The sequence below is a fragment of the Cutibacterium sp. KB22876 genome (genome assembly GCF_059728865.1).
The window spans coordinates 320,843-335,090 of sequence record NZ_AP040858.1; the positions used below are offsets into that span (position 1 = coordinate 320,843).

Genomic DNA, 14,248 nt, shown 5'->3' on the forward strand with positions numbered 1-14,248 from the left:
CGAAAGACACTCACCAGCGCCCGTCTTCACCTGGAGCCGGTCGACGGGCTGCTTCTCAACGTCGACGACTTACACGTGGAGTTCCGCACCCGAGACGGTGTCGCCAAGGCCATCAACGGCACGAGCTTCACCCTGTCCGAACGGGAAACCCTCGCGATTCTCGGCGAGTCCGGGTCGGGCAAGTCCGTGACGGCCCAGGCGATCATGGGAATCCTCGACTCCCCTCCGGCCAAGATCACCGGCGGAAAGATCGAGTACTGCGGGGTTGACCTGCTGACGATGCCCGAAAAGAAGCGTCGTCAGATCCGCGGCGAGCACATCTCGATGATCTTCCAGGACGCCTTGTCGTCACTGAATCCGGTTTTCCCGGTCGGGTGGCAGATCGCCGAGATGTTCCGTATTCACCGCGGTATGAACCGCTCCGACTCGATGTCCGAGGCCATCCGCCTCATGGAGAAGGTGCACATTCCGGCGGCCAAGGAGCGCGCCGACAACTACCCGCACCAATTCTCCGGCGGTATGCGTCAGCGCATCATGATCGCGATGGCCATCGCGCTCAACCCGTGGGTGCTCATCGCCGATGAACCGACGACTGCCCTCGACGTCACCGTCCAGGCACAGATCATGACCCTGCTCAAGGAGCTCCAGGACGAGTCCGGGATGGGTCTGATCCTCATCACTCACGACCTCGGCGTCGTGGCGGACGTGGCTGACGACATCGCGGTGATGTACTGCGGCCGGTTCGTCGAACATGCTGACGTCCACCGTCTCTATGACAACCCGGCTCACCCGTACACCGTGGGTTTGCTGGACTCGATTCCGCGTCTGGACCAGAGGGGCAGCGAGTTGTATGCCATCGGCGGCCTGCCGCCATCCCTGACGAGTCTGCCGTCGGGGTGTTCCTTCCACCCACGTTGCCGCTGGGCCACCGACGAATGCCGCGCTGGCGGTGCACCGAAGTTCGTCGAGGTCGAGCCCGGACGTTGGGCTGCCTGCCACCACACCGAGGAGGTGCTCCACCGTGACCGCTGAGACGACGACCTCGACCAGCGCAACCGCTGCGACGAGGCCAGAACCCATCCTGTCAGTTCGCGACCTCACCAAGCATTACCCGCTGAAGTCCGGGGTGGTGCGTCACACCGTCGGCCATGTCAAGGCCGTCGACGGTGTGAGCTTCGATCTCTACCCCGGCGAGACCCTCGGTGTCGTCGGGGAGTCCGGCTGCGGAAAGTCCACCCTGGGACGGCTGTTGGTGGCCCTCGAGCCACCGACCTCCGGGACGATCACCTTCGAGGGGCGTGACGTCACCCACCTCAGGGGATCGGAGATGCGCAAGCTGCGCCGTGACATCCAGATCGTCTTCCAAGATCCGTACACCTCGTTGGATCCGCGTATGACGGTCGGAGACATCGTCAGCGAGCCCTTCCGCATCCACCCTGACGCCGTTCCGCGCGGCAAGAGGACCGAGAGGGTCAAGGAACTGCTGGACGTCGTCGGCCTCAACCCCGAGCACATCAACCGCTATCCGCACGAGTTCTCCGGGGGCCAGCGTCAACGCATCGGTATTGCCCGCGGCATCGCGCTGCAGCCCAAGGTACTGGTGTGTGACGAGCCAGTGTCGGCTCTGGACGTCTCGGTGCAGGCCCAGGTCGTCAACCTGTTGCAGAAGCTGCAGAGGGAGTTGGGAATGGCCTATATCTTCATCGCCCACGACCTATCGGTGGTGCGTCACATCTCCGACCGGGTGGCCGTGATGTACCTCGGGCGGATCATGGAGATGGGTGACGAGGAGCAGATTTACGAGCGCTCCACCCATCCGTATACCCAGGCCTTGCTGTCGGCAGTTCCGGTACCCGACCCGTCCTTGCGCGGGCAGCGGCATCAGATCCTGTTGCACGGAGATGTGCCCTCCCCCGCCAATCCGCCGACCGGCTGCCGCTTCCACACGCGGTGCTGGCGGGCTCAGCCGCTGTGTTCGGAGAAAGAGACCTCCTTGAACATGCACGCCGATGGACAAGGGGAGCATGCCTGCCGATGCCATTTCGCGGAGATCTTCGAGAAGGCCTCGGACGACGTCAAACCCGGTGACCTGACCGCCTAGTTGTCCGTTGACTGGGTCAGCCACCCGGGCTACGACACGCAGTTGCCAAGAACTGCCTGGACGTTGGCGATGTCCTCGTCGCCATGGGCTTTTCCTGGCGGCCGGAGGACGCCTGCCGCAGAGACGGGGACGGGTAGCGCGCCGCTATCTGCCAGGTGCGCCTGTTCGGTACAGCTGCGCCGGTTTTATGCAGTTGCGCCACCTCTGCCCAGCTGCGCCCGCATATGCCGCCTGCGCCTCAGCCCGCCGTGGCATCCATGCCGCCAGCCGTCTGCGAGTTGCCCTCCGTCCCCCGCGCCACCCCTACGTCGTCTACCTGCGCCATAAGTGTGCAGTTGCGCCGCGCATACACGGCGCAACTGCACAAAACAGGCGCAACTGGCCTTCAGAGGCCGGGGGAACGACGATGACGGCGCCATTTTCTGGCGCAACTGCACGTACATGGCGCAGCTGGACGGCGGCTTTGGGGCGCAGGTGCTCAGGGATGGCGCAGCTGGGCAGAGGTGGCGCAACTAGCAGCGCCGGCTCACCCCACGACGCCCCGCGACACCCCGAGACGCCTCGGAACGCCGAGAATCCCCCAAAAAGTCCAGCGAGATCTGCCACGCCCTGGCCCCCGAAACCCAACGGCACCGCCGACGCCAATTCCTTGACAGAGTTCGTCGACACCTCGGGATATCGCCGCCCGGCTAGGCTGTCCGGGTGCTGACCCTCATCTCCCCCGCCAAGTCGCTGGACCTCGAGAGCCCCACCCCAAGGAACCAGCCCACCGAGCCTCGCCTGCTCGACGAGACCGCCAAGCTCGCCGAGATCATGTCCGGCAAATCGGTTGCTGACCTGCGCAAACTCATGGGGGTCTCCGAAGAAATCGCCACCCTCAACGTCGAGCGCTACCGCGACTTCCAGCCGGGCACCCCCGAGACCGCGCGTCCCGCCGGCGTCACCTTCGACGGGGCCGTCTACCGAGGCATGGACCCGCAGTCCTTCGACACCCGCGACTGGACCGAGGCCCAGAAGTCACTACGCATCCTGTCCGGTCTCTATGGCGTCCTCCGTCCCCTCGACCGCATCCAGCCCTACCGCCTCGAGATGGGCACCGCCCTGCGTACCCACCGCGGCAACACCTTGGTGAGTTGGTGGGGAGACCAGCTCCGTGATCTCGTCTCCGCCGACCTCCAGGAGTCCCCCGGCCCGAAGGTCATCGTCAATCTGGCCTCGGCCGAGTATTTCCAGGCCGTCGCGGGGATCGACGCGAAGATCATCTCCCCGCGCTTCGAGTCCCGGGACCGTCAAGGACGTTGGAAGGTTATCTCCTTCACCGCCAAGACGGCCCGCGGCCTCATGGCCGGATGGATGATCCGTAACCGTGTGCGCACGGTCAAGGCACTCACTGACTTCCATGAAGGCTGGGAGTACTGCGACGAGGTGTCCTCCTCAGACATCCCCGTCTTCCGCAAGTTCGACTGATCCTGGATCCTGGCAGCCTGATCCACCAACCTGCTGACAACGCGCGGCACCCGCCACCCCGAAGATCACCAGGGTGACGGGTGCCGCGTTCAGGGACCGGACGGATGCCAGGGATCAGTCGGCACATCGATCAGCAACGGCACACTCTTCACTGCCGATCGGGTCCAGGTCGACCTGCGTCATCAGCGAGTCAATGAATCACCTCCAGTTCCAACTCGTTGTTCGTCGTTCATTCCGGGATACGCATTGTGCGCGACCCCGCGGTCTCACTTCTTGCCGTAGCGGCGATTGAACTTCTCGACGCGCCCAGCGGTGTCGACGATCTTGGCCTTGCCTGTGTAGAAGGGATGACTGGCCGACGTGATGTCGACGTCGATGACCGGGTAGGTGTTCCCGTCCTCCCACTCAATCTCCTTGGAACTGGTGGCGGTGGACCTCGTCAAAAAGGTCATGTTCGCCGAGATGTCCCTGAAGACCACGGGGTGGTAGTCGGGGTGGATGCCTTGTTTCATCGGTTTCCTTCCGGCCTTGGCGCGTGCCTGTCCAAACGACGAGTTCGCATCTCGTCAGCATCAGTATATGATAATGATTCTCACATGCAAACGATCACAGGAGATACCCATGTCACGACGCTGCCAGGTCCGCGGCACCAAGCCAGGATTCGGTAACAACGTCTCGCACTCCCAACGCCACACGAAGCGCCGCTGGAATCCCAACATCCAGAAGAAGCGCTACTGGGTGCCGTCGTTGGGCAGAAAAGTCACCCTGACCCTGACCCCGAAGGCGATGAAAGAGATTGATCGCCGTGGCGTCGACGTCGTCATCGCCGAAATGCTCGCTCGAGGAGAGAAGATCTGATGGCCAAGAAGTCCACACAACTACGCCCCATCATCAAGCTGCGGTCGACAGCCGGAACCGGCTACACCTACGTCACCCGCAAGAACCGACGCAACACCCCGGACCGTCTCGTCCTCAAGAAGTTCGACCCCATCGTGCGTCGCCACGTCGAGTTCAAGGAGACCCGCTGATGGCCAAAAAATCCAAGATCGTCGCCCAGAAGAAGCGCGAGAAGTTGGTCGCCCAGTACGCGGAACGACGCGCCGAACTCAAGGCCATCATCAAGTCTCCGACCGCCTCATTGGACGAACGCATGGAAGCATCGCGTAAACTGTCTACCCTGCCGCGCGATTCATCCCCCGTGCGGCTGCGTAACCGTGACCAAGTCGACGGACGCCCCCGTGGCTATGTCGGCAAGGCCGGTGTGTCCCGTATCCGTTTCCGTGAGATGGCCCACCGCGGCGAACTCCCCGGAATCACGAAGTCAAGCTGGTGAGACCATGGCAGTACCGAAGCGTAAGAAGTCCCGTTCGACCACGCGTCATAGGCGGGCCCAGTGGAAGACCACGCCAACACAGTTGGTTGAGATCCGCGTTGAGGGCAAGGTCCTGCGGGTCCCCCGAAATCTGGTCAAGGCCTACCACTCTGGGCTGATTGACGCCGAGGACTGAATCCTCGCACCCTGAGCGGTCCAATGTGGCCGCTCAGGTCAGTTGATCACCCGAGAAGCCTTGATCCCGTAGGGTTGTCGTCATGAGCAAGCCCGAAGTGACCCTGCCCGATTCCGCCCCCGACGACCTCACCATCGAGGACATCACGGTCGGCGACGGCCCCGAGGCCTCCGCCGGAAACCTCGTCGAGGTGCATTACGTCGGAGTGGCCCTGAGCAATGGTCGCGAGTTCGATTCCTCGTGGAACCGCGGAGAACCGCTGACCTTCCAGCTGGGACTCGGCCAGGTGATCCCCGGATGGGATGAAGGCGTTCAGGGCATGAAGGTCGGCGGACGACGCAAGCTCGTCATCCCCCACCACCTCGCCTACGGTCCGCAGGGTATTCCCGGCGTGATCGCTGGCGGTGAGACGCTGGTCTTCGTCTGCGACCTCGTCAACATCATCTGAGGGCGTCATTCGACGGCGCCATCTGACGTGACCCCGGATCAAGCAATCGCGCGCGCCCGGGCCCTCGCAGGGTCCGGGCGTCGTTGCATGCTCGGACTCTGTGGCGAACCAGGAGCTGGCAAGACGACCCTGTCCCACCTTCTGAGCGAGGAATTGGGAGAGACATGCGCCGTCGTCCCCATGGACGGGTTCCACCTCGCCCAGGCCGAGATCGAACGACTCGGTCGCGCCGACCACAAGGGAGCTCCCGACACCTTCGACGGGTGGGGATTCCTGTCCTTGGTGCGTCGCCTGGCCACCGCCGACGAACCAGTGGTCTACGCACCGATGTACCAACACGGGTTCGGCGAACCCATCGCCGGGGAGATCCCAGTGACACGGGAGGTGCCGCTCGTCATCGTTGAGGGGAATTACCTCCTCCTCGACGAGGAGCCGTGGTCTCTGCTGGCGCCGCTGTTCACCCAGACCTGGTACGTCGACGTCGATCCTCAACTACGGATGGAACGACTCGTCCGACGACACGTCGCCGCAGGAAAACCCCCGGAATATGCCCTGACGTGGGCCAATGGCCCTGACGAACGCAATGCTGCGCTCATCCGTACCACAAAGGTGCGCGCGGATTGCGTCGTCGTTATGGAATGACGCACGATTCGATCAGACCGAATTGGGATTACTGTCCCGTACGTGGCAAGGCCGTTGGACGATCGCCACCTTCAGCCCACCGTAGTCCGGAGTTCGGCGCATGTTCGCTGTTGCTCTGGTTATGCGTGTCATGGCCATTCCCGCTGCGGCCACTCGTGTCCCGCCCAGTCGGTGGCGTTGCCCGGTAGTGGAGTCCGAATCCGCGCGGGAATACTGTGTCTCCATTAGGACCAGGCACCCGCACCGGAAGTTTCCCCACCGGGTTGCGTCCGGCAATAATCGCGACGCCCGCTGCCATACTCACCTTGCGGTTGGAGTAAAGAGCTAGCGCAGCATTCGGGCGGTGGGTCATCGCCACGTCATAAGGGGTCCCGGTCATGACCTGCACGACTGGTTTTCCGACACCCATCAAGGCCCTGATCATGGCGTCCTGAGCGTCCCCACGTTTCAACCCGTGGGTCACCACGATGATGGCGTCGACGTTGGCCTTCTGGAGATCGGCCTTCGTCGGCGCATGGCTGGTTGCCCGCGCGAGGACCGGAGTAAATCCGGCCGAGCGCAGCGGCTCGAGGAGGTACTCCGGATTTCCTACGCTCGTTCCAGTGACAAGTACCCGTGAGGGCTTCAGGGGAAGAGTGCCGTCATTGACCAGCATCGTCACCGATCTAACGGCGATGTCGTTGGCAACCTTGGCTCCAGATCTCACCCCGCGTTCGGCTGCCCCAAGACCAACCTGTCTTCCCGTGATATCGCGACGCTCTTTCCAGGCAAGGATACGCAGTACTGACTCGTCGAGACGGCGTTCGCTAATGCGACCATCCTTGATAGCTTCGCGCATTGCAGTGACGACCGCGTCCGCGTCATGAGTATTCAGCAGAATGTCGGACCCAGCTTCGAAAGCTTGCACTGCGACGCGCCCTCGAATCGGCTTCATGAAGGCATTGAACTCGGCATTCGCGTGCCCCTCATCACTTGCCGTGGGGTCATCACCCTCGGTGTCGGCCGCGGCCTTGAGCCTTGTGTATGCGGCCTTCTCGTCGTCGGTCATGACTGCGAGCTGGGCACCCTCCATGTCGAGGGCGTCGGTAGTAATGATGCCCCGGTAACCCATCTGTTCGCGCAGCAGGCCAGTGAGTACCTTTTTAGACAAAGTGGCCGGCATCGTCGGATCCAACGCCTTCACGATGATGTGGGCTGTCATGATCATGTCCACTCCCGCATCCATCGCCATGCGGAAGGGCACCAGGTGACGGTTGAGAACCGTACCACCGTATCCCACGACCGGCAGGCCTAGATGGGAGTCAGTCTGGGTATCACCGTGTCCCGGGAAATGCTTGGCAGTGGCCGCGACCCCTTGGGACTGGATTCCGCGGAGTTGCTCAACACCGAGTGCCCCAACACGCACCGGATCGTCCCCCATGGATCTCACCCCGATTACGGGATTGGCCGGATTCGTGTTGACGTCGATGTCCGGGGCGAAGTCCACATTGATGCCCAGGGCACACAGTTCACGACCGAGGACTATCCCTTGGGCGCGAGCAGCACGCAGATCATTGACTGCACCCAGCGCCATATTCCCTGGAAATTCAGTGGCTGGGGAGGTAATCCGCGCGACGATACCGCCTTCCTGATCGACGGCGATGGCCAATGGTGCAGTCGATGACTTCCTTGCCGCCTCTTGCAGGCCGTTGGAAAGCTTGGCGACGGCAGCTGGATTCGTGGGCGTCGAGATATTGCCAGACCAATTGAAATAGAGGACTCCGCCGAGATGGTATTTCTGCACGGCCTCTGCCGGAGTACGGACGTCGTCTCCGAAAGCTAGCTGATTCCTCTTCGCCATCGACGTGTCGTCGGCACTAGACCCAAAGACATGGGTCCACATCACTTGACCGATCTTCTCGTCTAAGGTCATCGCCTCGAGTTGGGACCGGACGTCACTTGCTACAGCTCGCAATGGTGAGAGCGCAGATGCCGCAAGAGCGCCAGCTGCAGCGGTCATGACGGTGCGTCTTTTCACGGTACTTCTCCTCGCATTGTGTTCTCACTCGGAGTTGTGCCCACGGCTGGTCCTAACCCGGCTAAGCAGGTACCCCCGCAGTGATACGGTCAGTGATGTCTCCCTAGCGAGGCAACCAACGGCGATCACACCGGTGCGATCCGCCCATGGCAGTTGTGTGTGCGACCTCGTCACGACCATCGTGCCACAACAACATCACACCGAGAATGCATCTGGGGGAACTAAACGATGTACGACAACAACAGCACTGCCGCAGCCATGACGATCAAGCTCGACGCCGAGTTCCCACCCGACCCGGTCTTCCGGCCCGGCATACGACGAGCACCCTCACGTGGATTCCACCTCACCCCTGATCAGACCAAGATCGCGCTGCGCAATGCCCTGCGTTACCTTCCCCCGGAACTGCACGAGAAGGCCGCACCAGAGTTCCTCGAGGAACTTCGCACCTTCGGCCGCATCTACGCCTACCGCTGGCGTCCGGCTGGTCATCTCAAGGGCCGTCCGATCGACGAGTACGAGGGCCGCTGCACCGAGGGCAAGGCCTTCCAGGTGCAGATCGACAACAACCTCGACTTCGACGTCGCCCTCTACCCCTACGAGCTCGTCACCTATGGCGAAACCGGCAGCGTCTGCCAGAACTGGCTGCAGTACCGACTCATCAAGAAATACCTCGCCCAGCTCACCGAGGACACCACCTTGGTCGTCATGAGCGGCCACCCGCTGGGGCTGTTTCCCTCCCGCCCGGAGTCCCCCCGCGTCATCATCACCAATTCCCTCATGGTCGGCCACTTCGACAACCAGAGGGACTGGGAGATCTGTGAGGAGATGGGAGTCGCCAACTACGGCCAGATGACTGCCGGCGGCTGGATGTACATCGGCCCGCAGGGCATCGTCCACGGCACCTTCAACACCATCCTCAACGCCGGGCGCATCCGTCTCGGGATCCCCGCTGACGGTGACCTCTCAGGAGTGCTCTTCGTGTCGTCGGGACTGGGCGGAATGTCCGGGGCCCAACCCAAGGCTGCCGAGATCGCCCACGCCGTCGGAATCATCGCCGAGGTCGACATGTCGCGCATCCAGACCCGTCTCGACCAGGGCTGGGTGGGTCACGTCTCCGAGGATCTCGACGAGGTGTTCGCCCTGGCCAAGGAGCACATCGACGAGCGCACCCCGATCTCGATCGCCTACCACGGCAACATCGTCGATCTGCTGCAGTACGCCGTTGACAACGACATCGACATCCCGCTGCTGTCCGACCAGACCTCCTGCCATGCAGCCTATGACGGCGGCTACTGCCCGCAGGGCCTGACCTTCGAGGAGCGCACCGAGCTGCTGGCCCGTGACCGTGACGAGTACGCCCGCCGCGTCGACAAGACCCTGCGCAAGCATTTCGAACTCATCCGCACCCTCACCGAGCGTGGCACCTACTTCTTCGACTACGGCAATGCCTTCATGGCGACCGTCTTCGAGTCCGGGGTGACCGAGATCGCCAAGGACGGGGACTCCCGAAATGGGTTCATCTGGCCCTCCTACGTCGAGGACATCATGGGACCCGAGCTCTTCGACTACGGTTACGGCCCCTTCCGCTGGGTCTGTCTTTCGGGCAAGCACGAGGACCTCATCGCCACCGACCATGCCGCCATGGACTGCATCGACCCGAATCGCCGCGGCCAGGATCGCGACAACTACATCTGGATTCGGGACGCCGAGGCTAACGACCTCGTCGTCGGCACCCAGGCGCGCATCCTCTACCAGGACGCCAAGGGCCGTAGGGACATCGCGTTGCGGTTCAACGAGATGGTGCGCAACGGCGAGATCGGACCGGTCATGCTCGGGCGGGATCACCATGACGTCTCGGGCACCGACTCCCCCTTCCGCGAGACCGCGAACATCAAGGACGGGTCCAACGTCATGGCGGACATGGCCACCCAGTGCTTCGCTGGCAATGCCGCTCGCGGCATGAGCCTGGTGACCTTGCACAACGGCGGAGGAACCGGCATCGGCAATGCCATCAACGGCGGGTTCGGGCTGGTCCTGGATGGTTCCGAGCGGGTCGACGCCGTCATCCGCAGCTCCTTGCTGTGGGACGTCATGTGCGGTGTGGCCCGACGCGGCTGGGCCCGCAACGACCACTCCATCGAGACGGCCACCGAGTTCAACCAGGAACACGACGACGCCCAGATCACCCTGCCCTACCTGGTCGATGACGCCCTCATCGACGGATTGGTGAAGTGATGACGACCTGGACAGCGGCAGCCCTGCTCGACGAGATCGCCGGGATCGGACGCAACGAGGACGGCTCCTACTCGCGGTTCTGCTTCCGCCCTGACGAGGTGGCCTTGCGGGAATGGTTCGTCACGAAGGCCACCGAGTTGGCTCTGACGATCGTCACGGACATGAATGCCAACATCTGGGCGTGGTGGGGAATGCCGGGCCCGGAGGCCGTCCTGACGGGGTCCCACCTGGACTCAGTCCCTGGCGGCGGTGCCTACGACGGGCCGCTCGGCGTCGTCTCCTCCCTCGTGGCCGTGGCGAAGATGAAAGAAGCCGGGGTCGAGCCGTCGAAACCCTTTGCCGTCGTCGCCATGGCTGATGAGGAGGGCGCACGATTCGGCATGCCCTGTCTGGGGTCACGCTTGGCCTCGGGCAAGCTCAGCAAGGACGACGCCCGCAGGCTCGTCGCCCGGGACGGACAGAGTCTGCCGGACGCCTGGCGGGAGGCCGGCCTGGACCCTGATCTCATCGAGCCTGACGATGTCCTGCTCGATGCCTCCTACTTCATCGAGTTGCACGTCGAGCAAGGGCGCGGGCTGGCCGACCTCGACCACCCGGTCGCGATTGCCACAGCGGTGCGGCCGCACGGCCGCTGGCGTGCCGAGTTCACCGGGCAGGGGAACCATGCCGGGACCACCCTCATCCCCGATCGCCACGACCCCGTCATCCCAGTGGCCGAAACCATCCTGGCGTCCCGCGAGGCCGCTGAGCGGGAGGGCTGCGTCACGACGGTTGGGCGGATCAACGTCGAGCCAGGCGGGACGAATGTCATCGCCTCGGCCACGACGATGTGGCTGGATTGCCGAGCCGAGGACCCCGACACCGTCACCAAGGTCGTCGAGGAGATCCAGAAGACCTCAGCAGCGGCTGCTGACAAGCAGGGGTGCCAGGTCGTCTGGACCCGTGAGTCATGGACCGACCGCACCGCCTTCGACGACGACCTGCGTCATCGGATGCTGCAGGTCCTCGGTGAGGAGACCCCGCAGCTGTCGACGGGAGCGGGTCACGACGCTGCCACCTTGGCCGCGACGCTACCCACCGGGATGCTCTTCGTCCGCAATCCCACCGGAGCGTCCCACTGCCCGGCCGAATCAGCCAGCGACGAGGATTGCGAGGCGGGAGCGGAGGCTCTGCGAGCCGTGTTGGAGGAGCTGGTCAAGTGAGTGAGTGGTTCTTCCCGAAGGCCCTCGTCGAGGGACGGGTTGCGCACAATGTGCGCGTTTCGAGTGATGCTGGCGTCATCACCGAAGTCACGGTTGACGCCCAGCACGATCGCCACAGCTTCAGCGGCGTCGCTGTTCCCGGATTCGCCAACACGCACTCCCACGTCTTCCACCGCGGGTTGCGAGGAGCCGGGGAGGGTGAGGACTTCTGGTCTTGGCGGACCGAGATGTACCGGCTGGCCAACCGCCTCGACCCGGACTCCTACCACCGCCTGGCACGAGCGGCCTTCGCCGAGATGGTGGCTGCCGGGTACACCAGCGTGGGCGAGTTCCACTATGTCCACCACCGGCCCGACGGCACCCCTTACCCGCACCACGACATGGAGTTGGCCGTTGTCAACGCCGCCGCCGACGCGGGTATCCGGATCACCCTGCTCGACACCTGCTACCTGCACGCCGGACCGGGAGCTCCACTCGGCGAGGACCAGACGAGGTTTAGTGACGGCAGCGTCAAGGGATGGTTGGAGCGCTGGCACGCTCTCACTGATGCCCTGCCGGATTCCCCCTTGGTGACGCCGGGAGCGGCCCTGCACTCGGTGCGAGCCGTCAGTCCTGACGAGATGGCCACAGCTGTCTCGGGCTTGCCGGACCGCGCCCCGATCCACGTCCACGTCTCCGAGCAGCCCCGTGAGAACGAGGAGTGTCTGGCCGCCCACGGGCTGACGCCCACCGCCGTCCTGGAACGTGCTGGAGTGCTCTCCGATCGCACCACCGTCGTCCATGCCACACACCTGAGCGACGACGACATCGCCATGATTGCTCGCACGGACACCATCGTCTCGCTGTGCCCGACCACCGAGGCCGATCTGGGTGACGGCATCGCGCGGGTCAAGGATCTGCTCGACGCCGAGGTGCGTCTGACGATCGGCACCGACGAGGACGTCGTCACCGACCCCTTCGCCGAGTTGCGCCTGCTCGAGTCCACCGCTCGGCTGGCCACCGGGACCCGAGGAGTCATCGGCTGCAACTCCCTGTGGAAGATCGGTTTTCGATACGGGGTGGATAGCCTGCGCCCGGCAGCGGGACCACGCCCGCACCAAGTTTCCACACCCGCTTCCGACCTCGCCGGGCTGAGCGTGGGTGATCCTGCTGACGTCGTCGTCGTCGATCCGTCGTCGGCTCGCCTGGCCGGGGTGGACCCGACACGCTGGCCGCTGGCGGCAACCGCCGAGGACGTCACCGCCACCATCATCGCGGGCGAGTGGATCCGACGCGACGACGCCACCGCCGAGGATCTGCGCCATGTACTGAACGAGCTGAGAGGTCGTGACTCGTGAGCGTCGTCATCAACAACATCGGTCTGCTGGTCACCAACGATCCATCCGTCGGCGGTGATGGCCTCGGACAGATCCGTGACGCAGCCGTCGTCATCGACGGAGATCGAATCGTCTGGGTGGGGCGCTGTGCCGAGGCTCCCGCAGCCGATTACCAGGCCGACATGACGGGAGCCTGCATCATCCCCGGCTTCGTCGATTCCCACAGCCATCCGGTCTTCGCAGGGGATCGTAGTGACGAGTTCGACGCACGGATGAACGGTCAGAAGTACGAGGCCGGCGGAATCCTGCGCACCGTTCGACGCACCCGGGAGGCGTCCGTCGGGCTGCTCGATGCCGTCATGACCGGGATCCTCGACGAGATGGCGCTCGGTGGAACGACGACTGTTGAGGCCAAGACGGGGTACGGGCTCGACATTGAGACGGAGGTCAAGCTGGCGCAAGTGGCCAGTTCTCACACCGACGAGGTGACCTTCCTGGGCGCCCACGTCGTCGGGCCCGAGTACGAGCCGGACGAGTACGTCCGTCTGGTGTGCGGGGAAATGCTGCAAGCCGTACGTCCCTATGTGCGCTGGATAGACGCCTTCTGCGAGACCGGCGCCTTCGACCCCGACCAAACCATGGAGATCCTGCGCGCAGGCAAGGATGCCGGGTTGGGGCTTCGTCTCCATGCCGCTCAGTTGGGGCCCTCTGAGGTCATTCCGCAGGCCTGCGAGCTGGGTCTGGCTTCAGTAGACCACTGCACGTTTTTGAGCGATGAGGACATCGACGCCATGAAGGCCACCGACACTGTGGCTACTCTGCTTCCGGCCGCCGAGTTCAGCACCAAACAGCCCTACCCCGATGCCAGACGACTCCTCGACGCCGGAGTGACGGTGGCGCTGGCCACCGACTGCAATCCGGGCACCGCCTTCACCTCGTCCATGCCGTTCTGCCTTGCCATCGCGGTGCGGGAGATGGGCATGACGCCGGAGCAGGCCCTCTGGTCGGCGACGGCGGGAGGCGCAGCCGCCCTTCACCGTGACGACGTCGGCGTCATCAAGCCGGGAGCCCGTGCGGATCTGGTGGGTTTGGCGGCCCCGTCGTGGCTGCACCTCATGTACCGCCCAGGAGTCCCTCTCATCGACAAGGTTTGCCGGAGCGGACGACTGCTCACGTTGACCCAACCACGGCTGAGACTCGACGGTTGACCGGCACGACCACCGTCGCCCCTGACCCCATTCGTGCTCAACACGAGGTCAGCCATGGCGACTGCCCAGAAGACATACCCGAATACACGCGATCGCCACGACAC

At 63.8% G+C, this 14,248-nt stretch carries 14 protein-coding genes and 1 pseudogene; 13 read left to right on the forward strand and 2 right to left on the reverse strand.

Features of this window, described 5'->3' with window-relative positions; all coding sequences use genetic code 11:
- The first annotated feature begins 30 nt into the window (after nucleotides 1–30).
- The 3 genes from AC6I1W_RS01490 (at nucleotide 31) to AC6I1W_RS01500 (ending at nucleotide 3,568) form a co-directional block, all read left to right on the forward strand.
- Nucleotides 31–1,032, forward strand: coding sequence for an ABC transporter ATP-binding protein (locus AC6I1W_RS01490; protein ID WP_065673229.1), 1,002 nt, complete (start codon nucleotides 31–33; stop codon nucleotides 1,030–1,032).
- Entirely contained in the window at nucleotides 1,022–2,101 is a 1,080-nt protein-coding gene (locus AC6I1W_RS01495) for an ABC transporter ATP-binding protein (RefSeq protein ID WP_065673191.1), read from the forward strand. Before AC6I1W_RS01490 ends, AC6I1W_RS01495 begins: the two co-directional genes overlap by 11 nt.
- 702 nt (nucleotides 2,102–2,803) lie before the next feature.
- Entirely contained in the window at nucleotides 2,804–3,568 is a 765-nt protein-coding gene (locus AC6I1W_RS01500) for a YaaA family protein (protein WP_016666378.1), read from the forward strand.
- 266 nt (nucleotides 3,569–3,834) lie between these two features.
- On the opposite strand, the gene AC6I1W_RS01505 is transcribed toward AC6I1W_RS01500, so the two are convergent.
- Nucleotides 3,835–4,080 (reverse strand): type B 50S ribosomal protein L31, encoded by a 246-nt coding sequence (locus AC6I1W_RS01505; protein WP_004809653.1) that lies wholly within the window; start codon nucleotides 4,078–4,080, stop codon nucleotides 3,835–3,837.
- A gap of 109 nt (nucleotides 4,081–4,189) precedes the next feature.
- Between AC6I1W_RS01505 and rpmB the strand changes: the two genes are divergently transcribed.
- The 6 genes from rpmB (at nucleotide 4,190) to AC6I1W_RS01535 (ending at nucleotide 6,166) form a co-directional block, all read left to right on the forward strand.
- On the forward strand, nucleotides 4,190–4,426 hold the full coding sequence (gene rpmB, locus AC6I1W_RS01510) for a 50S ribosomal protein L28 (RefSeq protein WP_016666379.1): 237 nt from the start codon (nucleotides 4,190–4,192) through the stop codon (nucleotides 4,424–4,426).
- A complete protein-coding gene (gene rpmG / locus AC6I1W_RS01515; protein WP_002528180.1) occupies nucleotides 4,426–4,596 on the forward strand; it encodes a 50S ribosomal protein L33 in 171 nt (56 codons plus the stop codon). Before rpmB ends, rpmG begins: the two co-directional genes overlap by 1 nt.
- Nucleotides 4,596–4,901, forward strand: coding sequence for a 30S ribosomal protein S14 (gene rpsN / locus AC6I1W_RS01520; protein ID WP_063279625.1), 306 nt, complete (start codon nucleotides 4,596–4,598; stop codon nucleotides 4,899–4,901). The genes rpmG and rpsN overlap by 1 nt, the downstream gene beginning before the upstream one ends.
- A gap of 4 nt (nucleotides 4,902–4,905) precedes the next feature.
- Nucleotides 4,906–5,076, forward strand: coding sequence for a 50S ribosomal protein L32 (rpmF, locus tag AC6I1W_RS01525; RefSeq protein WP_004809656.1), 171 nt, complete (start codon nucleotides 4,906–4,908; stop codon nucleotides 5,074–5,076).
- A gap of 82 nt (nucleotides 5,077–5,158) precedes the next feature.
- On the forward strand, nucleotides 5,159–5,524 hold the full coding sequence (locus AC6I1W_RS01530; RefSeq protein ID WP_117189478.1) for an FKBP-type peptidyl-prolyl cis-trans isomerase: 366 nt from the start codon (nucleotides 5,159–5,161) through the stop codon (nucleotides 5,522–5,524).
- A gap of 27 nt (nucleotides 5,525–5,551) precedes the next feature.
- Nucleotides 5,552–6,166, forward strand: coding sequence for a nucleoside/nucleotide kinase family protein (locus AC6I1W_RS01535; RefSeq protein ID WP_081302619.1), 615 nt, complete (start codon nucleotides 5,552–5,554; stop codon nucleotides 6,164–6,166).
- 172 nt (nucleotides 6,167–6,338) lie between these two features.
- Here AC6I1W_RS01535 and AC6I1W_RS01540 read toward each other — a convergent pair.
- Nucleotides 6,339–8,165 (reverse strand): annotated as a pseudogene (locus tag AC6I1W_RS01540) (glycoside hydrolase family 3 protein); the annotation flags it as partial.
- 246 nt (nucleotides 8,166–8,411) lie between these two features.
- On the opposite strand from AC6I1W_RS01540, the gene hutU reads away from it, so the two are divergent.
- Genes hutU through hutI form a run of 4 tightly spaced genes read left to right on the forward strand, consistent with a single transcriptional unit; the run spans nucleotide 8,412 to nucleotide 14,144 of the window.
- Nucleotides 8,412–10,418, forward strand: coding sequence for a urocanate hydratase (gene hutU / locus AC6I1W_RS01545; RefSeq protein WP_063279627.1), 2,007 nt, complete (start codon nucleotides 8,412–8,414; stop codon nucleotides 10,416–10,418).
- Entirely contained in the window at nucleotides 10,418–11,620 is a 1,203-nt protein-coding gene (locus AC6I1W_RS01550; RefSeq protein WP_117189480.1) for an allantoate amidohydrolase, read from the forward strand. Before hutU ends, AC6I1W_RS01550 begins: the two co-directional genes overlap by 1 nt.
- Nucleotides 11,617–12,957, forward strand: a complete 1,341-nt coding sequence (locus tag AC6I1W_RS01555; RefSeq protein ID WP_117189481.1) for a formimidoylglutamate deiminase — start codon at nucleotides 11,617–11,619, stop codon at nucleotides 12,955–12,957. The genes AC6I1W_RS01550 and AC6I1W_RS01555 overlap by 4 nt, the downstream gene beginning before the upstream one ends.
- Nucleotides 12,954–14,144, forward strand: coding sequence for an imidazolonepropionase (gene hutI / locus AC6I1W_RS01560; RefSeq protein WP_065673198.1), 1,191 nt, complete (start codon nucleotides 12,954–12,956; stop codon nucleotides 14,142–14,144). Before AC6I1W_RS01555 ends, hutI begins: the two co-directional genes overlap by 4 nt.
- The last annotated feature ends 104 nt before the right edge of the window (nucleotides 14,145–14,248 follow it).

Coding starts and splice junctions, on each gene's coding strand:
- rpmG (WP_002528180.1), top strand. CDS start 4,426: ATGGCCAAGAAGTCCACACAACTACGCCCCATCATCAAGCTGCGGTCG.
- rpmB (WP_016666379.1), top strand. CDS start 4,190: ATGTCACGACGCTGCCAGGTCCGCGGCACCAAGCCAGGATTCGGTAAC.
- AC6I1W_RS01550 (WP_117189480.1), top strand. CDS start 10,418: ATGACGACCTGGACAGCGGCAGCCCTGCTCGACGAGATCGCCGGGATC.
- rpmF (WP_004809656.1), top strand. CDS start 4,906: ATGGCAGTACCGAAGCGTAAGAAGTCCCGTTCGACCACGCGTCATAGG.
- rpsN (WP_063279625.1), top strand. CDS start 4,596: ATGGCCAAAAAATCCAAGATCGTCGCCCAGAAGAAGCGCGAGAAGTTG.
- AC6I1W_RS01530 (WP_117189478.1), top strand. CDS start 5,159: ATGAGCAAGCCCGAAGTGACCCTGCCCGATTCCGCCCCCGACGACCTC.
- AC6I1W_RS01505 (WP_004809653.1), bottom strand. CDS start 4,080: ATGAAACAAGGCATCCACCCCGACTACCACCCCGTGGTCTTCAGGGAC.
- hutU (WP_063279627.1), top strand. CDS start 8,412: ATGTACGACAACAACAGCACTGCCGCAGCCATGACGATCAAGCTCGAC.